A 23632-nucleotide genomic window follows, 5' to 3' on the forward strand; every position below is an offset into this window, starting at 1 on the left:
CCACCGTGAGTGTATCAGCCCCGTGCCTGTTTGTCGTCTAGCAGTGTCACGCCTGCGGCTTAGGCGTAAGGCGCACAAAGCGCTGAGACTCGACTTCCCAGTTGGCCAGCAGCCACCGTGCGCGGCGGCTCTGCGTTTTAGCGGCGTGCAGTTCCACCAGTTCGTATATGGATTTGCGCGCGGCGTGATCGAGGTCATCCCATGTTTCCGGCTGCAGAAAAGAGTTATGGTAACGGCCCTTGTTGAGGAAGTCGCCCTCCTCGTCATAAATCCAGGCGAGACCTCCGGTCATGCCCGCACCGAAGTTGATGCCGGTTTCGCCCAGGACAACAGCAAGGCCGCCGGTCATGTACTCGCACCCGTGATCGCCTATGCCTTCCACAATGGCCAGCGCGCCGGAGTTGCGGACACCAAAGCGCTCGCCTGCACGACCTGCAGCAAAGAGCCATCCGCCGGTGGCGCCATAGAGCGCCACGTTGCCCAGCAGCGTATGAGCAGCGGAATCCTCCGCGGCACGCCCCACGGCACGCAGAATCAGCTCGCCGCCGCTGAGGCCCTTGCCAACGAAATCATTGGCAAGACCGTCGAGTTCCAGCGTCATGCCGGAGCCCGCAAAAGCCCCGAAAGACTGGCCGGCAACGCCGTGCATCTTGAAAACAAGCTTTGAGCCGGTAGCTGCCGGATTCTGCGTTTTAAAGAGCGCCAGTTCACCGGAAAGCCGCGCACCCAGCGTGCGGTCTTCATTGGTGACGCGCGTTACAAGACGGAAGGGCTTGTTCAACTTGAAGGCTTCGAGTGCCGGCTCGACCCATGCGTTATCGATGGGGATGTGCGGCTCGGGGCGGTCGTTACGGCGGCCCTCCCAGCGGATGGCGCCGCCTGTCTTCTCGGCGATAGTCACAGACTTCAACATCGGCTTGAGGTCGAGATCTGAATCCCACCGAACCTGTTCCAGGAGATCGGCGCGGCCCGTGGCTTCAGAGAGGGAAGAAAGACCCAGCTTGCCAAGAAGTTGGCGGACTTCCGCGGCCAGCTCGTCGAAGAAACGGACCACGTGCTCCGGCTTGCCGCGGAACTTGGCGCGCAGCTCGGGACGCTGTGTGGCAATGCCCGTGGGACACGTATTGAGATGGCATTGGCGCGCCATATCGCAGCCAAGCGCGACAAGAACTGCGGTGCCAAAGGCATACTCATCCGCGCCGAGCAGTGCAGCCATAACAATATCGCGCGCCGTGCGAAGACCGCCGTCCGTCCGCAGTCGGACGCGGCCACGCAGCCCATTGTGCACCAGCACCTGCTGTGCTTCGGCCAGGCCAAGTTCCCAGGGATTGCCGGCATACTTGATGCTTGAAAGCGGCGAAGCGCCGGTTCCGCCGGAGTTGCCGGCGATGACAATGTAATCGGCGTATGCCTTGGCCACGCCGGCAGCAATAGTGCCCACGCCGCAGCCGGAGACGAGCTTGACGCCCACAGCAGCGCGCGGATTCACCCGCTTCAAATCCCAGATGAGCTGTGCGAGGTCTTCGATCGAGTAAATATCGTGGTGCGGCGGTGGAGAGATGAGCTGCATTCCCGGCTGCGCGTGACGCAGGCGTGCGATCAACTCCGTGACCTTGTGGCCGGGAAGCTGGCCGCCTTCGCCCGGTTTTGCACCCTGCGCGACTTTAATCTCAAGCTCTTCGGCGTGGGCCAGGTATTCGGCCGTAACGCCGAACCGCGCACTGGCTACTTGCTTGATCTTGTTATTGAGCAGTGAGGGCGCACCGTTGATCGGAGAATAAACGGCGGGATCTTCTCCGCCTTCGCCGGTATTGGAGCGCCCGCCGAGCAGGTTCATCGCTTCCGTAATGGTCTGGTGCGCCTCTGGTGAGAGCGAGCCAAAAGACATGGCCGAGGCGATGAACTTGCGCGTGATATTGCCCGCGGATTCGACGGACTCGACGGCAACCTCAGGGCCTGCGGGACGGATTTCAAGCAGATCGCGAAGATTCTGCGGCTCGGTCTCCGTGGCTTGCGCAGCAAAGGATGCAAACGGCGTGAGCGCCAGGGCCGCGCCTTGCTTGGTGGAACCGACAACAGTCTGTAGTGCGCGCACAATCTGCGGCTGCCACTGGTGCAACTCAGCGCCCTCAGCTTTGCGGAAGCGAATGAAGCCGTAGTCGGGCAGATCCTTGGTTTGAGTGGTCACCTGCGCCGCGGCCACAACAGCAGCATCGGCCTCAGAAGGCTCATCAGCGCTGTCGGATGCGGACCAGAACTGGCGCACATGAGACTCGATCTGCTCAAACCCGATGCCGCCAATAGGCGCGGGAACGCCAGGGAAGCATTTATCGACGATGTGCTGCGCGAGACCGATCGCATCAAAGAGATGAGCGCCGCGATAGCTGTCCACTACGCTGATGCCCATCTTCGACATGACCTTGGCAAGGCCAAGCTCCATTGCGTGAATCAGGTTCGTCTCGCCCTTTTCAGCGTCAAGATCGCGTGCTGTTTCCAGTGCCAGCCATGGACAAACCGCACCCGCGCCCATGCCCAGCAACACAGCAAGATGATGAATCTCGCGGCAATCGCCGGCTTCGACAGCCAGGCCAACCTCAGCGCGCACACCGGCGCGAATGAGCGCATGATGCACAGCACCCGTGGCTAACGCCATAGGAATAGGCAGCGCATCCGGTGAAGCATTGCGATCGGTAAGCATGAGCAGAGCGGCTCCTGCGCCCACTAACTCAACCGCGCGCGCTGCGAGGATGTCTACCGCAACTTCAAGTGAGGTATCAGGCGTCCAGGTGCAGTGCAGAATGGCATGCTGCATGTTACCGGCCTGCGCATGATCGCCCTCCATGAGCGCATGCATCTGGCCCAGCGTAAGCAGCGGCGAATTGAGGCTGAGGCCAGGCAACGGCTCCCGCAACTCAAAGATGTGCGGCCACGGCCCGAGGCGCGTGTGCATTTTGAGCACCACTGCCTCACGCAGTGGATCGATGGGCGGATTGGTGACCTGCGCGAAGCGTTGGCGGAAGAAGGCGTAGAGCGGGCGCGGAGCCCTGGCAAGCGGCGCAATGGCGGTGTCGTCGCCCATAGACCAGACGGCATCCTTGCCCTCTGTCGCCATCGGAGCCAGAACCATCCGCACATCTTCACGCGTATAGCCAAAGCCGCGCTGCAGCCGGTTCAGCTCCGCGGCAGCAAGCGGCGCAGGCGCACCGACGGCGTCCGTGAGCGGCACATCCTGCTGAATTAAATCTTCGTATTGCCGCTTCTGATCGTAGATATTGAGAATCTCATCATTCTCAAAAAAACGGTTAAAGTCGAGATCGGCCACGATCATCTGGCCAGGGCCCAGACGGCCACTGTGCACAATATGCTCCGGGTCCATGTCGACGAGGCCCACCTCCGAGCCAGCGACCACGAGGCCGGTGTCATCCACGGCAAATCGACAAGGACGCAGACCGTTGCGGTCAAGAATGGCGCCCACTTGGCGGCCATCCGTAAAGGCCAGCGCGGCGGGGCCGTCCCACGGCTCAATACAGTCACCGCTGTACTGCAAAAACGCGGAGTTGTAGGCAGGGTTTGCGGGAGGCAGCAGCATGCGCGCGGCTTCGCCCACGGTTCGGCCGTTGTTCGCCAGCAGCTCCACGATCTCATCCAGCGAAGTCGAATCCGAGCCACCCTCGCTCAGCACCGGATACAGATCGAGCGGCAGAGTGGCCGCGCGAGCTTCCATACGCGCACGATTGCCCCAGATGGTGTTGATTTCACCGTTATGCGCTATCGTGCGGAAAGGCTGTGCGCGATCCCATGAGGGCAGCACATTCGTAGCGTATCGCTGATGGAAAAGTGCGATCGGTGTCTTGAACTCCCGGTCTGCGAGATCGGGATAAAACTCCTTCAGCAGGCGGCCCGCGCATAGAGCTTTGTAGATCATGATGCGGGAAGAGATGCTGCAGATGTAACCCGGTAGAGCTGAACGCTCAAACTGCTTGCGCGCCAGGTAGAGCCGGCGGTCAAAGTCTTCCGCATTTCGCGTGGTGATGAGTAGCTGCCAGATGGCCGGCCGCGAGGAGTTGGCGATCTCGCCCAACACCTCAGGACGCACCGGCACGGAGCGCCAGAAAAGCTCGTCAAGGTTTTGTGCGGCAAGGGCCGTGCTCATTTCGGCGCGTTGCGCGGCATCATCCTGCGGCAAAAAGAACACAGCCACGCCCAGCGGCTTATGCTCGACCAGAGTCAGGCCCACCTGCTTCAGCAACCATTCACGCGGCACCGTGGTGGTGACGCCTACGCCATCGCTCGACTTCCCGTCTGCCGCAACTGCGCCACGATGCTCAAGGCGCGAGAGCGCCGTAAGCGCGTGATCCAGAATCTGATGCGAAGGCTCGCCCGAGAGCCGGGCCACAAAACCCACACCGCAGGAATCGGAATCGAAACGCGGATCAACCAGGCTGCCCTCAAGATGGCGAGCGGGATGAACGGGGTAAGAGCCTTCCGGCGCAGGCGCTGGGTATGAAGCAGTACGAGCAGAAACTTCCATGTCTAACTGTAGCCCTCAAATTGTTAAATTTCGAGGCCCGCGACAAAAGTTTTGCCGCATTTTTCGATTGGGTATACATTTTTGGCTGCAAAAGAAGAAATTTTGCCGGTGTCGTTCCGAAGACGATCGGAGAGGCAACCCAGAACTGAAATGAAAGAGCCAATCGGCGCAGCTTGCGTGGCAAAAAGCGCCAACAATTTTCAATAAATCTTCTTTGCATAGTTATACAATTTCGTTGTATATTTATGCAAGCGCGGCGCCATTTGGAGCCGCGCTCATTTCTTTTGCCCCCAATTACACGGGGGCGAGGCGGCGAAGTTGAAGATGCGGCGGCACAATGCGATACGCGAAGTTGTTGCCAGCTCTCCGGTGACGAATCAGGATGAGCTGCGCCGCAAGCTGCGCCGCCGCGGCTTTGCCGTTACGCAGGCCACGCTCTCGCGTGACATTCACGAGCTGCATATTTACAAGGGGCCTGCAGGCTACTCGCTGCCGAACGGCAACGGCAATGGAGCCAGCGCAGCCGCAGCGGAAAAGGACGAGGACACGCCTCCCTCCGCGCAGGAAGTGATTGACAGCTTTGGCCTGCGCGCGCTTCAGGCAATGAATCAGGTGGTTATCCGTACAATGATGGGCGGAGCGCAGCCAGTGGCTGCCGCACTCGATTACGAGGAATGGCCAGAGATTGCCGGCACGATTGCCGGAGACGATACGGTTTTGGTGATTTGCAAAGACGCGCGCCGCGCCGCGGAGGTGGAAGCACGGCTTAGGGTGATGTTGGAGTCATGAGCAACACGGTACAGACTGCTGTAGTGGGCATAACAGGGTATGCAGGCGCGGAGCTTGCACGGCTGCTTCTAAGGCATCCGCGGCTGAAAGGAACGCCTCCGATCTTTGCGGGCAGGCTCGATCAGCGCGAGGCTGAGCGTGGTGGGGTCCCTCTCGCCGAGATTCATCCGGAGCTTGTGGACTCAAAGGGCAGCGGCAACTTGCGGCATCAGCCCTTTTCATGGGAGTTGCTGTCAGACCACGACGTTCAGACGCTTTTTCTCGCCACACCGCATGAACTGTCGCGCGAATGGGCCCCTGAAGCGCTCTCGCGTGGGATACGCGTTATCGATCTGAGCGGCGCGTGGCGGCTGACTGAAGCAGCCAATCGCGCAATCTACGCCTTCGAGGATGAAGGCTCAGTGCAGGCGATCAAGATTCAGAATGAGGCTGTGTACGGGATGCCGGAGCTGCATCGCGCGGAAATTGCCGGTGCGCGGCTGGTAGCAAATCCTGGTTGCTATGCGACGAGTGTGATTCTGGCGCTGAGGCCGCTCGTGGCAGCCGGCCTGGTGGATCTCGAAGCGGGAATTGTGGCTGACTCCAAAAGCGGCGTAAGCGGGGCAGGCAAGGCGCCCACTGCCAAAACGCACTTTATGTACGCGGCTGACAACCTCTCCGCGTATGGGGTCTTTAGCCATCGGCACACGGGCGAGTTACTGGAGCAGATTGGAATTTCAGGGGATGCAATTGTTTTTACGCCGCATCTGCTTCCGATTCCGCGCGGGATTCTGTCCACCATCTATGTGCGTTTTAAACAGCCCCAGACGCGCGATAAGGTGCTGCAAACCTACAAGACGTTTTTCACCGGCAGTCCGATGGTTCGGCTGCATGAAAAAGGGCTGCCGCAGATTCTGCATGTGGTGCGGACAGGCTATGCGGACCTTGGTTTCCAGCTTTCCGCAGATGGACGTCGCGCGGTGATTGTGAGTTGTCTCGACAATCTGTTGAAAGGGGCATCCTCACAGGCGGTGCAGAATTTCAATGTGATGCACGGCTGGGGTGAGCAAGAAGGACTCGAATAGAGGAGGGTCTCGAATGAAGTATGTCGTAAAACTCGGCGGCGCGGGACTCGAAACGCCGGAGTTGTTGGCTGGCTCGCTGAAGGCGATTGCGGACCTGGTGCGCGATGGCAACCAGGTAGCCGTAGTGCATGGGGGCGGCGTCCAGCTGACCAAAATGCTCAAGGCGCTGGGCAAACAAAGCGAATTTATCAATGGCCTGCGCGTGACCGATGCCGAAACGCGCGATGTGGCGTTGATGGTATTTGCGGGCCGCGTGAACAAGCAGCTTGTAGCCGGACTGGGCGCGCTTGGACAGCCCGCAGTGGGGCTTTGCGGCAGCGATGGACTGACCTTTCGCGCGCGCAAGAAGCGCACTTCGCCGGATCTTGGCTATGTGGGCGAAATTGCGGCGAGCGATCCGCGCCTGATTGAAGCGATATGGCAGATTGGCGGAGTGCCTGTATTTTCGTCTATGGCGCTGGGCTTTGACGGCGAATACTACAACATCAATGCCGATGAGATGGCCTCAGCATGCGCGATTGCCTGCCATGCCGATGCGTTGGTCTTTTTGACCGATGTGCCGGGCGTGCGCGGTGGCAACGGCGAAACACTGCGATGGCTCAGCATTGACCAGATTGCCGAGATGGCGAAGAACTCCGTTATCTCCGGTGGCATGCTGCCCAAGCTGAGCGCCTGCCGCGAAGCGCTGTTGAACGGAGTGAAGCGCGTACGCATTCTGCCCGCAGACGCTTCCAGTTCCCTTCCCGATCTGACAAGCACGCGCGTGGCTTACGGCACGGAAGTAATGGTGGCCTAGAGGAGATTGAAAATGTCTAAGCTGGAGCAAATTAAAGCTGCGGAAGCAAAACTACTACTGCATACCTACGACCGCAATCCGATTCTCTTTGTGCGCGGCGAAGGCGTGCACATTATCGACGAGAACGGCGAGCGTTATCTCGATCTGCTGAGCGGCATCGGCGTGAATTCACTGGGATACGGTCACCCGGCAATCGAGCGGGCGATCATCAATCAGAGCCGCGCACTGATTCACACCTCGAACCTCTTCTACCACGAGGGGCAGGCAGAGTTGGCTCTGCGGCTCACCGAGCGCTCGGGCCTTGACCGCGCCTTCTTTGCCAACACCGGCACAGAGGCGATTGAAGGCGCACTGAAGCTGGCGCGCGCGCACGCCGGCCTGCTGCGCAGCGAAGGCAAGACAATTGGCACCAAGGTACTGGCGCTTGAGGGCAGCTTTCACGGGCGTACCTTCGGAGCTGTCTCCGCAACGCACAAGGCCAAGTACCGCGAACCCTTCGCGCCTGTCGTGCCCGGCTTTGAGTTTGTGAAGTTCAATGACGTAGCCGATCTGCACGCGAAGTTTTCAGACGAAGTCTGTGCAATTCTCGTCGAGTCGATCCAGGGTGAAGGCGGCATCCGTCCGCTCACGCAGGAGTTCTTTGCGGAGGCGCGTAAGCTCGCGTCGTCCACCGGCGCTTTGCTGATTGCGGATGAAATTCAAGCCGGCCTGGGTCGCACCGGCAAGTGGTTCGGCTATCAGCATTTCGGCATCCTGCCGGACGTTACCACACTGGCCAAGCCGCTCGCGGGTGGCATTCCGCTCGGAGCGATTCTCTGCACGGAAGAGGCAGCGCGCGCCATTCACGCTGGCATGCACGGCACCACCTTCGGTGGTGGTCCGCTGGCCTGCGCCGTAGCACTTGCCGTCCTTGAAACCATCGAGAGCGAAGGCCTGCTCGCGCACGCAACAGAGGTAGGAAACTACTTCCAGGAGCAGCTGCGCGCGCTGGCCAATAAGCACGAAAGCATTGTTGAGGTTCGCGGCAAGGGCCTGATGATCGGAGTCGAGCTCGATTCCGCCGATCTGGCCAAGCTCACTGTAGCGGAGATGCTCAAGCAGCATATCGTCATCAACTGCACCAGCGATACGACGCTGCGCTTCCTTCCGCCGTATATTCTGGAGCGCGCACACGTAGATACAACCATTGCCGCGCTAGATGAAATCTTTACCGAACACGCAGCCGCATTCAGCGGCGCAGCGGCTTCGCAGGCCGCAGGAGGGAACCGTGGCTAGTAAAGCAACCATGGAACGTTTACAACTTGAAATTAACGTCGCATCGGATTCCGATATTTTGGCCGCTGCCACGCGTATGGCAGGCGAGGATCTGTGCTCCATCTCGGATCTTTCGAGCTCTGAAGTACGCGCGCTTCTCAAGATCGGCCATGACGTAAAGCGCAATCCACGCGATTACCGTCATGCACTGGATGCCAAGCAGATGGTGCTGATGTTTGAGAAAGCCAGCCTGCGCACTCGGCTCAGCTTTGAAACCGGCATCAACACCATGGGCGGCAACGCGATCTTTGTTGACCAGACCAACTCGCCGCTGGGCGAGCGCGAATCCATCGCCGATGTGGCCAAGAACGTGGAGCGCTGGGTGGATGTGATTGTGCTGCGTACGTACGCACATGACACCATCACAGAGATGGCCGCCAACTCGCGCGTGCCGGTCATCAACGCGCTCTCTGACTTTGAGCATCCATGTCAGGCGCTTGCCGATTTTCTGACATTGCAGGAACACTTCGGCACCGTTAACGGCCTGAATCTCACCTACGTCGGCGATGGCAACAACGTTTGCCACTCGCTCATGCTCACCGGCGCACAGCTTGGCGCAAATGTCACCGTAGCTACGCCGCGCGGTTACTCGCCGGACATTGAGATTGTGACCAAGGCGCGCGAATTGGCCGAGGTCAACGGCTGTGAGATTAAATTGCTGCAAGACCCGCATGCCGCTGTCGAAGGCGCCGATGCAATTTACACAGACGTCTGCGTGAGCATGGGGATGGAGCACGAGTCTACGAAACGAGCGCCCATCTTCCGGCCCTTCCAGGTGAACGAGACGCTGATGTCGGAGGCGCCTTCGCACGCGGTCTTTATGCACTGCCTTCCGGCACACCGCAATGCGGAGGTTTCGGATGTGGTGCTCGACGGACCACAGTCGATTGTCTTCGATCAAGCGGAGAATCGCATGCACGCGCAGAAGGCCTTGCTACTTCTTCTGCTGGGCGGGCTGCCGAACGTAACCAAATTTAGCGGACAGTGAACAAGTGACTGTGGGCAGCGAAAAGCACTGCACCACGTCGCATACTTATTGTTCCCTATCTGCTTTGCACGATTCACTGGAGAGACTGAAGTGAAGATGTGGTCGGGCCGCTTTCGCGAGCCCCTGGATACTGAATTCGAGCAGTGGCAGCGGTCGATTGTCTTTGATTGGCGTCTGCTTCCGCAGGAGGTCGCGGCCAGCAAGGCGCATGCCTCTGCGCTTTATGCGGCTGGAATTATTACAGAGAGTGAAAGAGCGGAGCTCCGCGCGGGGCTGGATGCAATTGCCTCGGAACATTCGTCAGACGCAGGCAAAGCTGCAGTGCGTGATCACGCAACCGCCGAGGACATTCATCATTTTGTCGAGCTGTCGCTGGTGGAGCGTGTCGGCTCGCTCGGCCTCAAGCTGCATACGGGCCGCAGCCGCAATGAACAAATCGCAACCGATCTGCGGCTCTATGTCCGCGAGCAAATTCAGCTCACCATTGCATCGCTTGCCGCATGGGCCAGTGCGCTTGTGGAGTTGGCTAAGCAGTCCGGCGACGCCGTGATGCCGAGCTATACGCATCTGCAGCGCGCCGAGCCTGTGCTTATCGCGCACTGGCTTTTGGCTTACGCAGAGATGCTGCTGCGTGACGTATCGCGGCTGCATGACTGTGCTGCGCGACTCAACTACTGCCCCCTCGGCTCCGGCCCCATTGCCGGCGCAACGCTTGCATTGGATCGCACGATCGCCGCGCGCGAGCTTGGCTTTACCGCTCCGACTGCGAATTCCATGGACGCAACGAGCGACCGCGACTTTGTGCTGGAGTTTCTAACTGCGCTCACCTTTGTCGGCCTGCATGCCAGCCGCTTTGCCGAAGAGATCACACTCTTTGCCACGGCGGAGTTTGGTTTTGTCTTGCTGCCGGAAGCATTTTCAACCGGCTCCAGCGCGATGCCTCAGAAGAAGAATCCGGATCTGACCGAGTTGCTGCGCGCGAAAGTCGGCCGCATTCATGGCGCAGCGGAGGCCGTAACGCTACAGATCAAAGGACTACCACTGGCTTACAACAAGGATTTGCAAGAAACGCAGGAACAGGCCTTTGCCGTCGAGTTTGTTCCGCAGATGCTGTCCCTGGTGGCGCGTTTTACCGCCGCGCTTAAATTCAATCAGGATGCGATGCGAACCGCAGCGCAGAACGGCTATCTGAACGCGATGGCAGCGGCCACGTACCTCGTCTACAAGGGAGTTCCCTTCCGCATAGCACATGAAAAGATCGGCAACACTGTTCGCTATGCGCTTGAGAAGGGCGTGGAATTGAACGCGCTGTCGCTTGCAGAGTTGAAAGAGTTCGGCGAAGAGTTTGAAGCGGACTTCTTCCCTGCCGTTGATTTGAATGCGACTCTTGATTGCCACGATGTCATCGGCGGCACGGCCCGCGAGCGCGTGCGTGAGGCATTGCATGCAACGGAGTCTCGGATTGCGGCTCTGACGCATCCTCAGGAGGCCGTTCATGCTGGTGCGTAAGGCCCGGCTGCATGACGCATCAAACGTCTACGACCTGGTGAACTCACTCTCGCATGATGGCACGCTGCTCAAGCGTTCTTTCGCGGAAGTCTGCGAGAACATCCGCGACTTTACCGTGGCCGTCTCAGACTCCGGCATCTTTCTGGGCTGTGGCGCGTTGCATTTATATGGCCCACATCTTTCCGAGGTGCGCTCCATCGTTATTAAGCCTGAGGCGCGTGCGCAAGGTGCAGGTGGTCGCATCCTTGGCGCGCTCATTGATGAGGCCGAGGAACATGGCATCCAGTCCGTGTGTCTCTTCACACGTATTCCGGATTTCTTTTTCAAGTACGGCTTCCGCGTGGTTGAGGATAAGACCGAGCTGCCGGATAAAATCTTCAAGGACTGCCAGACCTGTCCCCGGCTACACCGTTGCGATGAAGTCGCGATGGTGCGTGGGAGGATTCCACGCGTCTCGATCCTGGGTCCGCGTATTGAAGCCGAACAACTGGTCCGCATTGGCGGTTGACCCTTAGTCAAGCCCCATCGCGGGCAACCAATTTCTCAAATTAGTCATTTATTCCTATGTAGTTGTCATCCTTTGCCGCGTGCACGCATCTCGCGCCGCGGCAATTTTCCGCGCGTTCCAGGTGTCGAGAAAGGCGCGTACAGTTTCCCGTTGCTGCATAAATTAATAGGAGAAGATGGAATGAAGAAGCAATTGATAGTTTTGAGTGCAGTGCTTTGCGCCACTTCCTTTGCATGGTCCGAGTCACGCGAGGATGCAACCAAGCGGCTGGCGAATGCTGCCCAAGTGCTTACGGCAATTACAACGGCGCCGGATAAAGGCATCCCGCTTGAAGTCCTTGATCATGCCAAGTGCATTGCAGTGGTTCCACACATGGTGAAAGGTGGATTCATTTTTGGCGGAGAGGGCGGTCGTGGCGTAGCAAGCTGCCGCACAGCCACCGGATGGAGTGCGCCGGCGTTCTTTACCATTGCGGGCGGCAGCTGGGGCCTGCAGATTGGCGTTGAGGGCGTGGACCTGGTCATGATCGTGCAGAACCAGCAGGGCATGGATCATTGGCTCTCCAGCAAATTCCAGATCGGCGGCGACGCCTCGGCTGCCGCGGGCCCGGTGGGCCGCCATGCGTCGGCGGACACAGACTGGAAGATGGATGCCGAAATCCTTACCTATTCGCGCGCCAAGGGAGTCTTTGCTGGGCTTACGCTGAAGGGTAATGGCATAAGCGGCGACGGCGATACGAACAAAAATGTTTACGGTACAGACGACGAAAAGGCCATTCTCACCGGCACAGTACCACCTACGCCGGAGGGCACGACTTTCCTCCACTCCATTCACCACGCTCGTGAGGCGGCTGCCGCTAGCAAGTAACGGCGTTTGTCCCTGGTTTAGCAATTTTCCTCCTTCAATCCCCGGTTCGCTGCGCATGCGGATCGGGGATTTTTGTTTGCCGCTGCAATATACTGCACACGAGATGCTTTTTCCCGGTGACTGGAAACTTGATGCTGCGCTTGGCTCCTGCCTGCTGTTGGGGCTGCGCCACGGTTTTGATTACGACCACCTCGCCGCCATCTCCGACATTACCGCTGTTCAACGTAACTGGCGCAGCGGCTTGCGCTTGGGCGTGACCTATGCGTTGGGTCATGCTTTTACCGTAGCGGCGCTCGGCATTGCGGTATTGCAGCTGCATATGGGCCTGCCGGATGGGTTGGATCACTGGATGGAGCGGTTGATCGGCCTCACTCTCATCGTGCTTGGCATTGGCGTGGTGGCAGGAATTCTTCGCAAAGACGCGCATGGCCACGCGCACGGCCGCATCGAAAGCCGGCTGGCCATTGCCATCAATGGCATTCGCTGGCTGGGCTGGCGCACGCGCCGGATCTGGAATCAAGAGGCTCCGCGTCCAGAACGTTTCCAATGGATGTACACCGGTAAATCGGTCTTTCTCATCGGTATGCTGCATGGCGTCGGCGCGGAAACTCCCAGCCAGCTGGCACTCTTTTTTCTCACTGCGAATCTCGGCGGCACATCGCGCGGGATGCTCGGGCTGGCGGCGTTTGCCGTGGGTCTGGTGGCTATGAATGCGCTGATGACAGCCTCCATTGGCGGAGCCTTTCAGGCGGGCGCCGTCCATGCGCGCTTTTATCGCATTATTGCGTGGACCGGCGCAGCATATAGCTGCGTCATCGGCACCATCTTCCTCTTCGGCCTGTCGGAAAAGCTGCCGCCGCTCGGTTAAAGCATTTTCATCAACAACGCCATGTCTCAGGACTCAAAGCCCACGTTACCTTGGTACATTGTCCTTTCGTACTGAAATTCCCTCCAGATAGTTTGCACAAAATTACCGTCATCTATGCCACACTGATCTTGAAGTGAAAAAAAGGCCAAATCTTCTCATCAATCCCGAGGAGGTAGCCTTCATCTTCCAACAGCATTTCAGCCTGATTTGAATTCCAAAAGTGCGATTTTCACCGCGTTTTGACCGCATTTTCGCACTATTTTTTAGGTAAAAAATCGCCTATAAATGATTGAATATAAACGACTTACGAAGGTACAAAAACCAAGAAATACAGATTTTTCTCCCGTACAGAATCTGTATTTCTGTAAATCTGCAAGCCCCTCCGCAGGTTAAACCCATGAAAAAGAACTAGATAGCACCATCGCGCACCTGTTCCTGCCCACAGATTCTGTAAATCTGTAAGTCAACAGCCTGTTGGGGCCCCCCATCGAGGGATTGTTGCTCCCGGGGGCAGAAATCCGTAGCAGCAACCGTCTCTGAATCTCAAAAAGACACACCGGCTCAGGATTCGCCTTAAAGACTCACTTCTCCCGCGGCCATGCTGCCTGCACAGCCTCGCTCAGTTTTTCCTGTCCCGCTGCATTGGGATGCAGGGCATCGCTCATCTCAGCGCTGGTGCCTTGCAGATACTGGCGCGTATCAAAGAGCAATACGTTCAGCCCGTCTCCGGCAAACATATTTACATCCGCCAGAGTATCGCTGTTGTAGGCCAGGCAGGGCGCATCCGTGGCCTGGCATCCCACGTTCAGGCCGGTATGCAGTTGATATGGAACCGTGCCTGCCAGTACGGTGGGAAGCTGTCCTGCCGGCAATGCTGACGGCGCACCGATGCCTACAACGGAAATTCCGGCTGTGCCGGCGCTGGTCTGAATGAACGTGACGATATGCTTTCCTGCGGAAACCCATGGCCAACGCAGAAAACCCAGCGAGCGCGTGGTCCCGTTCTTCGTAGCCATTTGCGGACTAGTCTGCACTGCGGAGGTTCCGGTCTCTACTCCATCGAGTGCGTACCCATAGGCCGCCGTTGAGGCATCGTCAATCAACGGCCATGCATAGATCGGCCCTCCCGTTGCCATGGTGATAGTAAAGCTCACCGTCGATCCCTGCCCCGCCGTGGTCCACGCATTCCAACCGTTTGTGGTGTCTACCTGGCCAGGTCCGTCGGCGACAAAGCCAGCCGACCCTGCCAGCACTTTGCCCTCTGCGGGCAGCGCCAGCCAGGAGAGAGCAGCCTGATGGCACTGAACAAATACCTGCTCATAGGCGCCCTGGCCCTGGTTGTCCACGTCATTGGCTCCGATCAGTACGGAGTATGTGGTGTGCGAGGCCAGTGTAGGCGAAACGTTATTGGGAAAGATCTGCCGCGCAGGCACGTCGCAAGCCTGATCGCCCGCGATAGCCAGATTGGTCAGGGGTGAGTTCTTTTCCCGGGAAACAAGCGCGGGGTACGCCTGCTGCGACGGATTGCTCAGCGTAACACCGTCGGTAATAAAGTCTCCCAACGCAAAGTACGGCGGATTAGAGTTCAGCACCACGTCAGCGCATCCGGATAGGCAAGCGAGAACTGCAAGTACAGAAAAGGATGCAACCTGGAATCGCAGCTTCATAACAACGGATTCAACGGCTGCAAAAGCGAAGAGCTTCCGGTCACGCAGGTAATATGTAGAACGCTAGATGCCAGCCTTGAACTTATATTTCAATTCGGGACCAGCTATTGCTCGCTTAGACCCGCCACCAGCGCTTGCCACTCTTCTTCGAGAGAAGGTCGCCGATATGCTCGACCGGCGCGGCGGTACCAATAGTCCGCATTCCATTCCTCGCCTTCTTTACGATGCAGGTAGGCATGGATGGCCATTCCCTCCGGCGTATCCAGCTCGTCTACCAGGCTGTGCGCGCGTGACCAATTCCCTTTGGCGTCCCACCAGAGTGCAGCTAGTGGGACGCTCAACTCAGCCGGAGGCTCGTGACCCTGCAGGCTTTTCTTGAATTCAGCTGCCTTCATTCCGTCCTCCGATCAAAGATAATGTGAGATCCGTCGCATTCTGCGCTGTGCATACACGATACGACTGAAGTGGCACAGCGAGGCCGGCAATGAAACTCATCCCTTTTCCTCAAAAACAGCATCGGCGCAATCTCCGCAACGGAGGATCAGTTGACCGGACCGCTAGTCCTTGTAACTCAGACTGTTTCGGTCGTATACTGAAGTCCGACTGTTCTAGTCGCAGATTCAGGTTACGCGGAGTTTACCGGGTGAGCGTGCTGAGCGAATTAAATGTTGGTCAACACGGTGTCGTGATGGCGCTTGATCTGCCCGAATCTGTCCAGAACCATCTAATGCACATGGGTTTTGTGCCCAGCGCTCTCGTGACGGCGCTGCGGCGCGCTCCGGCTGGCGACCCCATGGTCTATCTCGTGGACGGACTTGAAATCGCACTGCGGCGTGAAACCGCCAGGTCGATTCGAGTGAAGATTCCGCGCACGCTGAGCCGTCAGCAGGAGCAGGAGCTGCTCGAATCTGCGCGGCAGGCAGCACAAGCCGATCCCGTACAGACTGATTCTTCTCAGCTTGAGGCTGCCCCGGTTGAGGCAATTCGATGAGCAGCTGTTGCGAGACTCCGGCCTTTGTTCCGCCTCCGCCTCCTCCGCCGGGAGGAGTGCTGCGGACCATCGCACTGATTGGCCCGCCGAATGCCGGTAAATCCACGCTCTTCAATCGCCTGACCGGCCTGCGCCAGAAGGTGGCAAATTATCCCGGTGTAACCGTGGAGCAGCGCATGGGCTCAATGGCCGGAGTGGGCCGGCCCGATCTGACGCTGATCGACCTGCCGGGTATTTACTCGCTTACACCGTATTCCGAGGACGCGAGGGTAGCCGTCGATGTGCTGAAAGGGCGGATGAATGGCACGCCCAGGCCGGACGCGGTTCTCCTTGTTCTTGATTCGCTGCATCTGACACGCCAGCTAATGCTCGCGGCTCCGGTATTGGCCCTGCGGCTTCCCACCCTGGTGTTGTTGAACATGAGCGACCTCATGGAGTCACGTGGCGGCGCGGTGGATGTGCTGCAACTGGCCCGCGAGCTGGGCGCTCCTGTTGCACAGATTTCCGCATCCCACGGGACTGGCATCGATTCTGTACCGCTGTTTCTGAATCAGCACGACCGTCCGGCCGAAGCGCCGCAGCGGCCGCTCTCGTTGCCCGTTTTGGGCAACGCGGCCAGCACGCACACCTGGGCCGCACAGGTAAGCCGCAACACCGGCTACCGGGCCCCACTCTCCGCCGCGAGCACGCGCCGGTTAGACGACATTCTGCTGCACCGCATCTGGGGACCGCTGCTGTTTCTTGTCGTCGTAATCGCTGTCTTTGAAGTGGTCTTTTCACTCGGCCAGCCACTCTCGGACGGCTTCGGCGATCTGCTGGCTAAGATTGGCGATCTGGCTCGTCCGTTTCTGCCTGCCGGATGGATTCAGTCCCTGGTCCTGGACGGCGCATGGAAGGGCATCGGCTCCGTACTGGTCTTTCTGCCGCAGATTCTGCTGCTCTTTCTCTTTATCGGCATCCTCGAAGACACCGGCTATCTGGCTCGCGCTGCGCTCATCGCCGATCGCGTCATGCGCGCCATCGGCCTGAACGGCAAGGCGTTTATTCCGCTACTCTCCGGCTACGCCTGCGCGGTTCCGGCCATCATGTCCACGCGCACGATCGAGAACAAACGCGACCGCTTTGCGACGATTCTCGTGACGCCGTTCATGACCTGCTCGGCACGGCTGCCGGTGTATCTGCTGCTGATTGCGGCCTTCATTCCGAACACGTATGTTGTCTATGGATTGCTGAGCCTGCGTACGCTTGTGATGCTGGGCTTGTATCTCGCGGGTTTTCTGGCTGCGCTGGCTACGGCTCGCCTGCTCAAGAGCTCAATCCTGAAATCGAGCGAGACACCATTCATTCTGGAGCTGCCACAGTACCGCATGCCTACCCTGCGCGCACTTGGCCTTCGCCTGCTGGACCGCTCAAAGATTTTTCTGAACCAGGCTGGGCGCGTGATTCTGCTTGTCACCCTTGGCGTCTGGGTTCTTGCGCATTTGCCGGCTATGCGGACGGCTGCGGGCGTGCTTACCGCGCCGGAACTGGCAGACAGCCTCATCGGACGGCTCGGCCACTTTATTGAGCCGGTCATTGCACCGCTGGGCTTTAACTGGAAGGTTGGCATTGGATTGCTTTCGAGCGTGCTGGCCCGCGAGGTAATGGTGAGCACCATGGGCACGCTCTATGGTGCCGACCCAGGTACACAGGCCCTCAGCCTGCAGTCCGCCATGCACCATGACATGACGCTGGGCGGCGCGCTGGCGCTGATGATCTTCTTCGCCTTCGCAATGCAATGCACGTCCACCATGGCCATAGTCAAGCGCGAAACCAATAGCTGGAAATGGCCTGCACTGCAGTTTGTTTACATGCTGGTGTTGGCCTATGCCGCGGCGTTCGTGGTCAATCACGTTGTCACCGCAATCTTCGGGTAAAAAATTACTCGCAATTCACAAAAGCCATGTTATTCTTGTTGACGCTGTAGTCACGCATATAGTTCTCTTTGCGAGATTGTGACGTAATAACGGGCCCCATCCGAACACAATCAGGAGGGATTCCAAAATGAAACGTCCAATTGTCTGGAAACTGTTCATTGCAACCGCGGTATTGTTGTTCACCCAACTTGCATCAGCTCAACACCTACCAAGCTTGGTCAATTCGACAGGAGCCCCATTACAAGTTGTCTCTATAACAGGCACCCGAGCAGATTTTCTGAGCGTAGTAACTACACAAAATTCATCTGGTAAGGCCATCGTCGATTTTCAGCTTGGCATGATTATGGCTGTTCCGCAGGAATGCGGGCCCGAGGAAACATATAGCAATGAACTGAAGCTTCCAATTGATAGAGTAGCCATTCAACCCGGTGCACAAGCGCAGACGCGAGATTATGGTGTTGCGCCAAATGATATATCCACATTTGAAAATGATCACGCCGCCAAATTTGTCCACAGCCAACTTGCAGTAATTCGAGTAGATTTTGCTGACGGAACCAATTGGTCTATTACACGTACCAGCCCGATCTACGATCAAAAGCTGATGACTCGTGATGCAGAGTTGCAATGCTCCAATAAGCCCAGTGCTGTCCTTGCACGAACAAACCTGAGTTGCGCGCATTTAGTTATTAGCCAAGCTAAGCCCGATGGGGTCTACGGCTATTATTCGTGTGCAACTGGTGCTGGCCAAGTATGTTCGAATGCCAGCAATGCCTTGAGTTGCACCAATACCGTGTGTTCTGGCAATGGGGGCTACTATCCTGACCAGACCTGCCAATTTACTGTTCCCAAAACTCCTCCTCCTAGTTAATACAGCCGCCTCATCTGAGTGAATCCATCCGCTCGGCCGCCGCCAACATCGCTGCGCCTGTGATCAATCACTGCGATTTTCGGCTGATACCGGTGCCTTTGCCTTTGCTGCAGTCGCCACGTCATACGACTGCAGTACCCTTGTCTGCTCTGTTCGAATCGAGGTAAGATCGTCGCATTATGCAGGCAAACGCAACCAAACAGCCGGCAGTGGGTCAATTTGAAGGCAGGGGCTAAGCCTCTTCTAGGCGGCTCATTCAGCGCGACTAAAGCTGTGTCTTGTTACAAAGTAAATTCAAACTGACCTTTCCCCATATCGAGTCCCGGCCAGTCCTGTGAGAAACTAGAAGAGTCCGAGTTCTCCGCGCGCTACCCTGCGCGCCTGCCGCCTCGACTCAACTCAAGCGCGATTTCCGCCCGGCGGCTTCATGCTCCGCGTGTGGGTGCGCCAAAACACAACAGGAAACGAATGATCAGCGTCAGCAATGTCTCCATGCGTTACGGCTCGAAGATACTCTTCGATGAAGTCTCCGTCACTTTTACCCCGGGCCGCCGCTACGGTCTCACCGGCCCCAATGGCGCGGGCAAGTCTACTTTCATGAAGGTCCTCACCGGCGAAATCGACGCTCAGAAGGGCAACGTGGTGCGCCCGCGGAAGCTGGGCGTGCTACGGCAGGACCAGTTCGCCTTTGACAACTACCGAGCGCTGGACACGGTGATCATGGGCAACGCTCCTTTATGGTCCGCGCTTGAAGAGCGTGACCGTATCTACGAAAAGACCGACATGACCGACGAAGACGGCATGAGGCTTGGCGAGCTCGAAGGCATTATTGGCGACGAAGACGGCTACACCGCAGAGGCGGATGCTGCGGTGCTGCTCAGCGGCCTGGACATTCCTGATGACTTGCATGAACGCAAGATGGGCGAGCTACAGGGCGGCCAGAAAGTTCGCATCCTGCTGGCGCAGGCGCTCTTCGGCAAACCGCAGGCGCTGCTGCTGGACGAACCGACGAACTATCTCGATCTCGACTCAATCCACTGGCTGCAGGATTTTCTGCAGAGCTACGACGGCACACTGATCGCCATCTCGCACGACCGCCATTTCCTCAACAGTGTCACCACGCACACAGCTGACATCGATTATCAGACGATCATCGTCTACACCGGCGGCTACGACGACATGGTGATGGCGAAGACGCAGGTCCGCTCCACGCTGGAGCAACAAAACGCACAGCGTGACAAGAAGATTGCGCAGCTCAATGAGTTCATTGCGCGCTTTGCTGCCGGTACGCGCTCCTCGCAGGTCACAAGCCGCCGCAAGGAAGTCGAGCGCCTGCAGACCAGCGACCTTGCGCGGTCGAATATCCAGCGCCCATTTATCAAGTTCGACCAGATCAGGCCCAGCGGCAAACATGTGCTGGAGTTCAAGAGCCTCACCAAGTTTTACAGCGACGTCAAGGTGCTTGATAATTTCACCGCCAACGTTCTGCGCGGTGAAAAGGTCTGCCTCATGGGCCGCAACGGCGCGGGCAAAACTACGGTGCTCAAGAGCCTGCTGGCCAACTACCCCGGCCTCTCCGATCCCGAATTTACGCTAGATAACGGCACCGTTTTCTGGGGCCATGAAGCGCAGGTGGGCTACTTTCCGCAGGACGTAGGCTCGACCATCGAGCACGGCCTCACCGTCTCTGAGTGGTTGCACCGCTTCGACCCAAAGGCCAGCACCGAAGAGATTCGCGGCATTCTTGGCCAGATGCTCTTCAGCGGCGAAGAAGGCCAGAAGCCCACCAAGGCACTCTCCGGCGGCGAAGCAGCGAGACTCATCTTCTGCAAGCTGATTCTCACCAAGCCGAATATCCTCATCCTCGACGAACCGACCAACCATCTGGATCTCGAATCGATCAACGCGCTCAACGTTGCACTGCAGCGCTTCGAGGGAACCGTACTGCTGGTCACGCACGACCATGACCTGATCGACGAAGTGGCCACGCGGCTCTGGATCTTCAAGGGCGACCATGAGATTGAGGATTACAGCGGCCCCTACCAGGAGTGGAAGGGCAAGCACGCTTAACAGCATTCATAGTGTGGCGCGTGTCATCTTATATTTGGAGTTCTCCGGATGAAGATTACGCGCGTCACACAGAACGCCCTGCAACTCACTCGTCTCAATTTTGTGAATTGCTATCTCGTCCGCGAGGACGATGGCTACACGCTCATCGATGCCGGGCTCAAGGGTTCAGAAAACGAGATTCTTAAAGCCGCCGCCAATATTCCCATCAAGCGCATTCTCCTTACTCACGCGCACATGGATCATGTCGGCTCAGTTGATGCTTTTGCCGCGCATATTCCCGATGTAATTCTTGGGGCTTCCAAGCGATCCATCCCCATATTGAAAAAGCCGCCGAACCTTTCACTTCGCCCTGGCGAAACTGGTCCCATTCGCGGTTATCCGCCGGGCATTCGAAGCGAGGTTTCGCTCGTCATACAAGAAGGCGATTGCATTGGTTCGCTTCTCGCCATCGACACTCCGGGACACATCCACGGTCAGCTCTCTTTTCTAGATGAACGCGATGGCACGCTCTATGCCGGCGACACGTTTTTCTGCTTTTCGTATCTGGCCATCCCAGGCTGGACACCCTGGTATTTTCGACTCAAAGTGAATTCCAACCTAGCCCAAGCAAGAGAGAGCGCCATCAAACTGCTCGACTATCCCATCCAGCGCTTCGCTTGTGGCCACGGACGGGTTCGCGGAGGCGGCAGAGCCGCGCTTGAAGAAGCTATCGCCCGCGCGAGGTTGTAAACAGCGTAATCTGCCTTGACATCCAATCAGCTACGCCGCTCTAATAAATCGAGCGGGGATGGAGTTCCCCCTTAACCGCTGTCCTTCCAAAACGGAGCCGGACAGATGATGACTCCTGGCAGGGATACCTGTCGTGGAGAGTTGTCCCGGCGATCTCCCTGAAAAATTCAGTCCGCGCAACGCTGCTGCACGCGTGTGTGCGTGACAATCCAGACGAGGAGAACTGCCTTGCAGAAATATCTGCTCATTGCCCTGGGAGGCGCGCTCGGATCCATTGCCCGCTATTGGGTGGGCACAACGATTGCCGCTCGGGCTGGTCTCAAGTTCCCTTACGGCACGCTGGTGGTGAATCTCACAGCGTGCATTGCCATCGGCTTCACGCTCAGCTTTCTCGCTGAGCGCACCGACATCAACCCGGCATGGCGCTTCTTTATTCCCATCGGCTTCATCGGCGCATACAGCACCTTCTCCACCTACGAGTGGGAGACGCTCTCTATTATGCGCAGCGGCGCATTCGCCATCGCCGCACTCTATGCAGTGGGCAGCTTAATCCTCGGTCTCACCGCCACGTGGGCAGGCTCTGCGTTGGCTCAGCGATTCTAGAAATCTTTGATCGATGTAAACGGAGAAGCCGGAAGGCCCTCGCCGTTAAAAAGATTGCACTGCGGATTGCCCGCCCAGCCGTAGCGAACAGCAACAGGCTGCGGCACATCGGGGCTCGAAGCCAGGATCGTCTCACCTTCAATCATCGCTTTCGCAGGCACAAACTTGCCATCCTTGCCTGCAACCTCCACGCCGGTCAATTCCCCGCCCTTCGCGTTGAGGCCCTTCGCATGATCAAACCACACGCGCACAGCACTGCCGTCCGGCACAGCCTGCCGAAAGAGCGGCCCCGAGTACTCAAGCATCTCGCCGTAACTCAACGCGCGCGCCGCCAGCGCCAGCCTGCGCCCCACATCCACCTTGTCGGGCGGATGCACAGTATCCGGCGTGCCAATATCGATGGTTACCGCCATCGCGGTGTTCTTTAGTCCCAGCGTCTCTACCTGCTGCTGGCGCAGGCTGGCCCACTCATCATGCGAGTCGGCCTTGAAACTCGCAATCTGCACATACAGGAACGGAAAATCTCCCACCGCCCACTCGCGTCGCCAATCCTCAATCAGCGCGCGCATGATGCGGTTGTAGATAGGGAAGCGTTCCAGCGATGCGTTGCTCTCACCCTGGTACCAGATCGCTCCGCGAACCGGAAACGGCGTCAGAGGCGCAATCATCCCGTTCCAGAGATTCCCCGGCCCCCAGGAGGTGAGCGACGGATGCCAGGGAAACTGCGGTGCGGGCTTGCCCGCCGCCTTTGCCTCCGCAATCTGTTTCTGCTCGCTGGCAATCTGGCGCGCAGTGTCCGCGCCGTCTTCAACCATCTTTCCGCGCGAAGCAAACAGCGGATTCAACGCCGCGTCCTCGCCCAGCGCGGTCAGCCGCACCCAGGCTTCGGCCGGTGTGCCGCCCCAGGCGGACTGGATGAGACCAACCGGAACCCGCTCTTTGGCGGCCAGTTCGCGGCCGAAAAAGTAGGCTACAGCGGAAAATTCGCCCGCGGTCTGCGGCGTGCACACCGTCCAGGATGCATCAATATCGTCTACCGGGTATTCAGAGGTCTTCTGCTTAACGATCAGCAGGCGGAGGAGCGGCTGATTTGCGTTAGCGATCTCTTCGGCTGAGTTTTGCAGCGGGGAGTCAGGAGGCCACCCCTTCAATGGCATTTCCATGTTCGATTGCCCTGAAGCTACCCACACATCGCCCACCAGGACATCGTGAATTGTAATCGTCAGTTCGTTCGCGTTGCTGCCCTGGACCTTTATCTCAAATGGGCCGCCTGCTGTTCCGGGCTTGAGATACACGCTCCAACGACCGATTCGGTCTGTCGTCACCATGCGCGATTCGCCGCGAAAGTCCACGCTCACTGTTTCGTTCGGCTCGGCTGAACCCCACACATGCACAGGCAGATCGCGCTGCACCACCATGTGGTCAGAGAGAATCTTCGGCAGCGTCACCTGCGCGGACATGGCCGCAGGCAATAACGCAAACAACAGAATCGATTGCAGCTTCAAGGCAGTTTTCCTCATATTCAGGCTTCTCCGGAGCAGAAGCCAGCCCATG

General features: G+C 58.1%; 19 protein-coding genes and 1 riboswitch. Of the genes, 15 read left to right on the forward strand and 4 right to left on the reverse strand.

Annotated elements, in window-relative coordinates; all coding sequences use genetic code 11:
- Positions 1 to 46: 46 nt before the first annotated feature.
- Positions 47 to 4531, reverse strand: coding sequence for a glutamate synthase large subunit (gene gltB / locus VO84_RS05500; protein ID WP_082661741.1), 4485 nt, complete (start codon positions 4529 to 4531; stop codon positions 47 to 49).
- Positions 4532 to 4855: 324 nt separating this feature from the next.
- Here gltB and VO84_RS05505 point away from each other — a divergent pair, with 324 nt between their 5' ends.
- From VO84_RS05505 to VO84_RS05545, 9 genes are all read left to right on the forward strand, one after another.
- A complete protein-coding gene (locus VO84_RS05505) occupies positions 4856 to 5320 on the forward strand; it encodes an arginine repressor (protein ID WP_157439739.1) in 465 nt (154 codons plus the stop codon).
- Positions 5317 to 6384 carry an N-acetyl-gamma-glutamyl-phosphate reductase gene (gene argC / locus VO84_RS05510; protein WP_058186283.1) on the forward strand — a complete coding sequence of 356 codons (1068 nt, stop codon included), beginning with the start codon at positions 5317 to 5319 and terminating at the stop codon, positions 6382 to 6384. The genes VO84_RS05505 and argC overlap by 4 nt, the downstream gene beginning before the upstream one ends.
- Before the next feature lie 13 nt (positions 6385 to 6397).
- Positions 6398 to 7180, forward strand: coding sequence for an acetylglutamate kinase (argB, locus tag VO84_RS05515; protein WP_058186284.1), 783 nt, complete (start codon positions 6398 to 6400; stop codon positions 7178 to 7180).
- Positions 7181 to 7192: 12 nt separating this feature from the next.
- On the forward strand, positions 7193 to 8455 hold the full coding sequence (locus VO84_RS05520; RefSeq protein ID WP_058186285.1) for an aspartate aminotransferase family protein: 1263 nt from the start codon (positions 7193 to 7195) through the stop codon (positions 8453 to 8455).
- 76 nt (positions 8456 to 8531) lie between these two features.
- On the forward strand, positions 8532 to 9482 hold the full coding sequence (gene argF / locus VO84_RS05525) for an ornithine carbamoyltransferase (protein ID WP_058186523.1): 951 nt from the start codon (positions 8532 to 8534) through the stop codon (positions 9480 to 9482).
- A 96-nt stretch (positions 9483 to 9578) separates the two neighbouring features.
- Positions 9579 to 10991, forward strand: a complete 1413-nt coding sequence (gene argH, locus VO84_RS05530) for an argininosuccinate lyase (protein WP_058186286.1) — start codon at positions 9579 to 9581, stop codon at positions 10989 to 10991.
- Complete coding sequence (locus tag VO84_RS05535; RefSeq protein ID WP_058186287.1) at positions 10978 to 11499, forward strand: GNAT family N-acetyltransferase; 522 nt, start codon at positions 10978 to 10980, stop codon at positions 11497 to 11499. Before argH ends, VO84_RS05535 begins: the two co-directional genes overlap by 14 nt.
- Positions 11500 to 11679: 180 nt before the next feature.
- Entirely contained in the window at positions 11680 to 12366 is a 687-nt protein-coding gene (locus tag VO84_RS05540; protein ID WP_058186288.1) for a lipid-binding SYLF domain-containing protein, read from the forward strand.
- Between the two features lie 103 nt (positions 12367 to 12469).
- Positions 12470 to 13234, forward strand: a complete 765-nt coding sequence (locus tag VO84_RS05545; RefSeq protein ID WP_197413908.1) for a hypothetical protein — start codon at positions 12470 to 12472, stop codon at positions 13232 to 13234.
- Between the two features lie 581 nt (positions 13235 to 13815).
- Here the strand turns inward: VO84_RS05545 and VO84_RS05550 are convergent.
- Positions 13816 to 14901 (reverse strand): hypothetical protein, encoded by a 1086-nt coding sequence (locus VO84_RS05550; RefSeq protein ID WP_058186290.1) that lies wholly within the window; start codon positions 14899 to 14901, stop codon positions 13816 to 13818.
- A 104-nt stretch (positions 14902 to 15005) separates the two neighbouring features.
- Entirely contained in the window at positions 15006 to 15296 is a 291-nt protein-coding gene (locus VO84_RS05555; RefSeq protein WP_058186291.1) for a hypothetical protein, read from the reverse strand.
- Positions 15297 to 15544: 248 nt separating this feature from the next.
- Between VO84_RS05555 and VO84_RS22030 the strand changes: the two genes are divergently transcribed.
- From VO84_RS22030 to crcB, 6 genes are all read left to right on the forward strand, one after another.
- Positions 15545 to 15892 (forward strand): FeoA family protein, encoded by a 348-nt coding sequence (locus tag VO84_RS22030; protein WP_231737794.1) that lies wholly within the window; start codon positions 15545 to 15547, stop codon positions 15890 to 15892.
- Complete coding sequence (gene feoB / locus VO84_RS05565; protein ID WP_058186292.1) at positions 15889 to 17808, forward strand: ferrous iron transporter B; 1920 nt, start codon at positions 15889 to 15891, stop codon at positions 17806 to 17808. The genes VO84_RS22030 and feoB overlap by 4 nt, the downstream gene beginning before the upstream one ends.
- A 127-nt stretch (positions 17809 to 17935) precedes the next feature.
- On the forward strand, positions 17936 to 18676 hold the full coding sequence (locus VO84_RS22415) for a hypothetical protein (RefSeq protein WP_157439741.1): 741 nt from the start codon (positions 17936 to 17938) through the stop codon (positions 18674 to 18676).
- A 468-nt stretch (positions 18677 to 19144) separates the two neighbouring features.
- On the forward strand, positions 19145 to 20746 hold the full coding sequence (locus tag VO84_RS05575; protein ID WP_058186294.1) for an ABC-F family ATP-binding cassette domain-containing protein: 1602 nt from the start codon (positions 19145 to 19147) through the stop codon (positions 20744 to 20746).
- A 48-nt stretch (positions 20747 to 20794) separates the two neighbouring features.
- Positions 20795 to 21475, forward strand: coding sequence for an MBL fold metallo-hydrolase (locus VO84_RS05580; protein WP_058186295.1), 681 nt, complete (start codon positions 20795 to 20797; stop codon positions 21473 to 21475).
- Positions 21476 to 21520: 45 nt separating this feature from the next.
- Positions 21521 to 21600, forward strand: a riboswitch (Fluoride riboswitch).
- A gap of 103 nt (positions 21601 to 21703) precedes the next feature.
- The gene (crcB, locus tag VO84_RS05585; protein ID WP_058186296.1) at positions 21704 to 22078 is read left to right on the forward strand and encodes a fluoride efflux transporter CrcB; all 375 of its coding nucleotides are present in this window, start codon (positions 21704 to 21706) and stop codon (positions 22076 to 22078) included.
- On the opposite strand, the gene VO84_RS05590 is transcribed toward crcB, so the two are convergent.
- The gene (locus VO84_RS05590) at positions 22075 to 23598 is read right to left on the reverse strand and encodes a sialate O-acetylesterase (protein ID WP_058186525.1); all 1524 of its coding nucleotides are present in this window, start codon (positions 23596 to 23598) and stop codon (positions 22075 to 22077) included. The two genes, crcB and VO84_RS05590, sit on opposite strands and share 4 nt — an antisense overlap.
- Positions 23599 to 23632 lie beyond the last annotated feature (34 nt).

Source organism: Occallatibacter gabretensis (assembly GCF_001449115.1).
GTDB lineage: Bacteria > Acidobacteriota > Terriglobia > Terriglobales > Acidobacteriaceae > Telmatobacter > Telmatobacter gabretensis.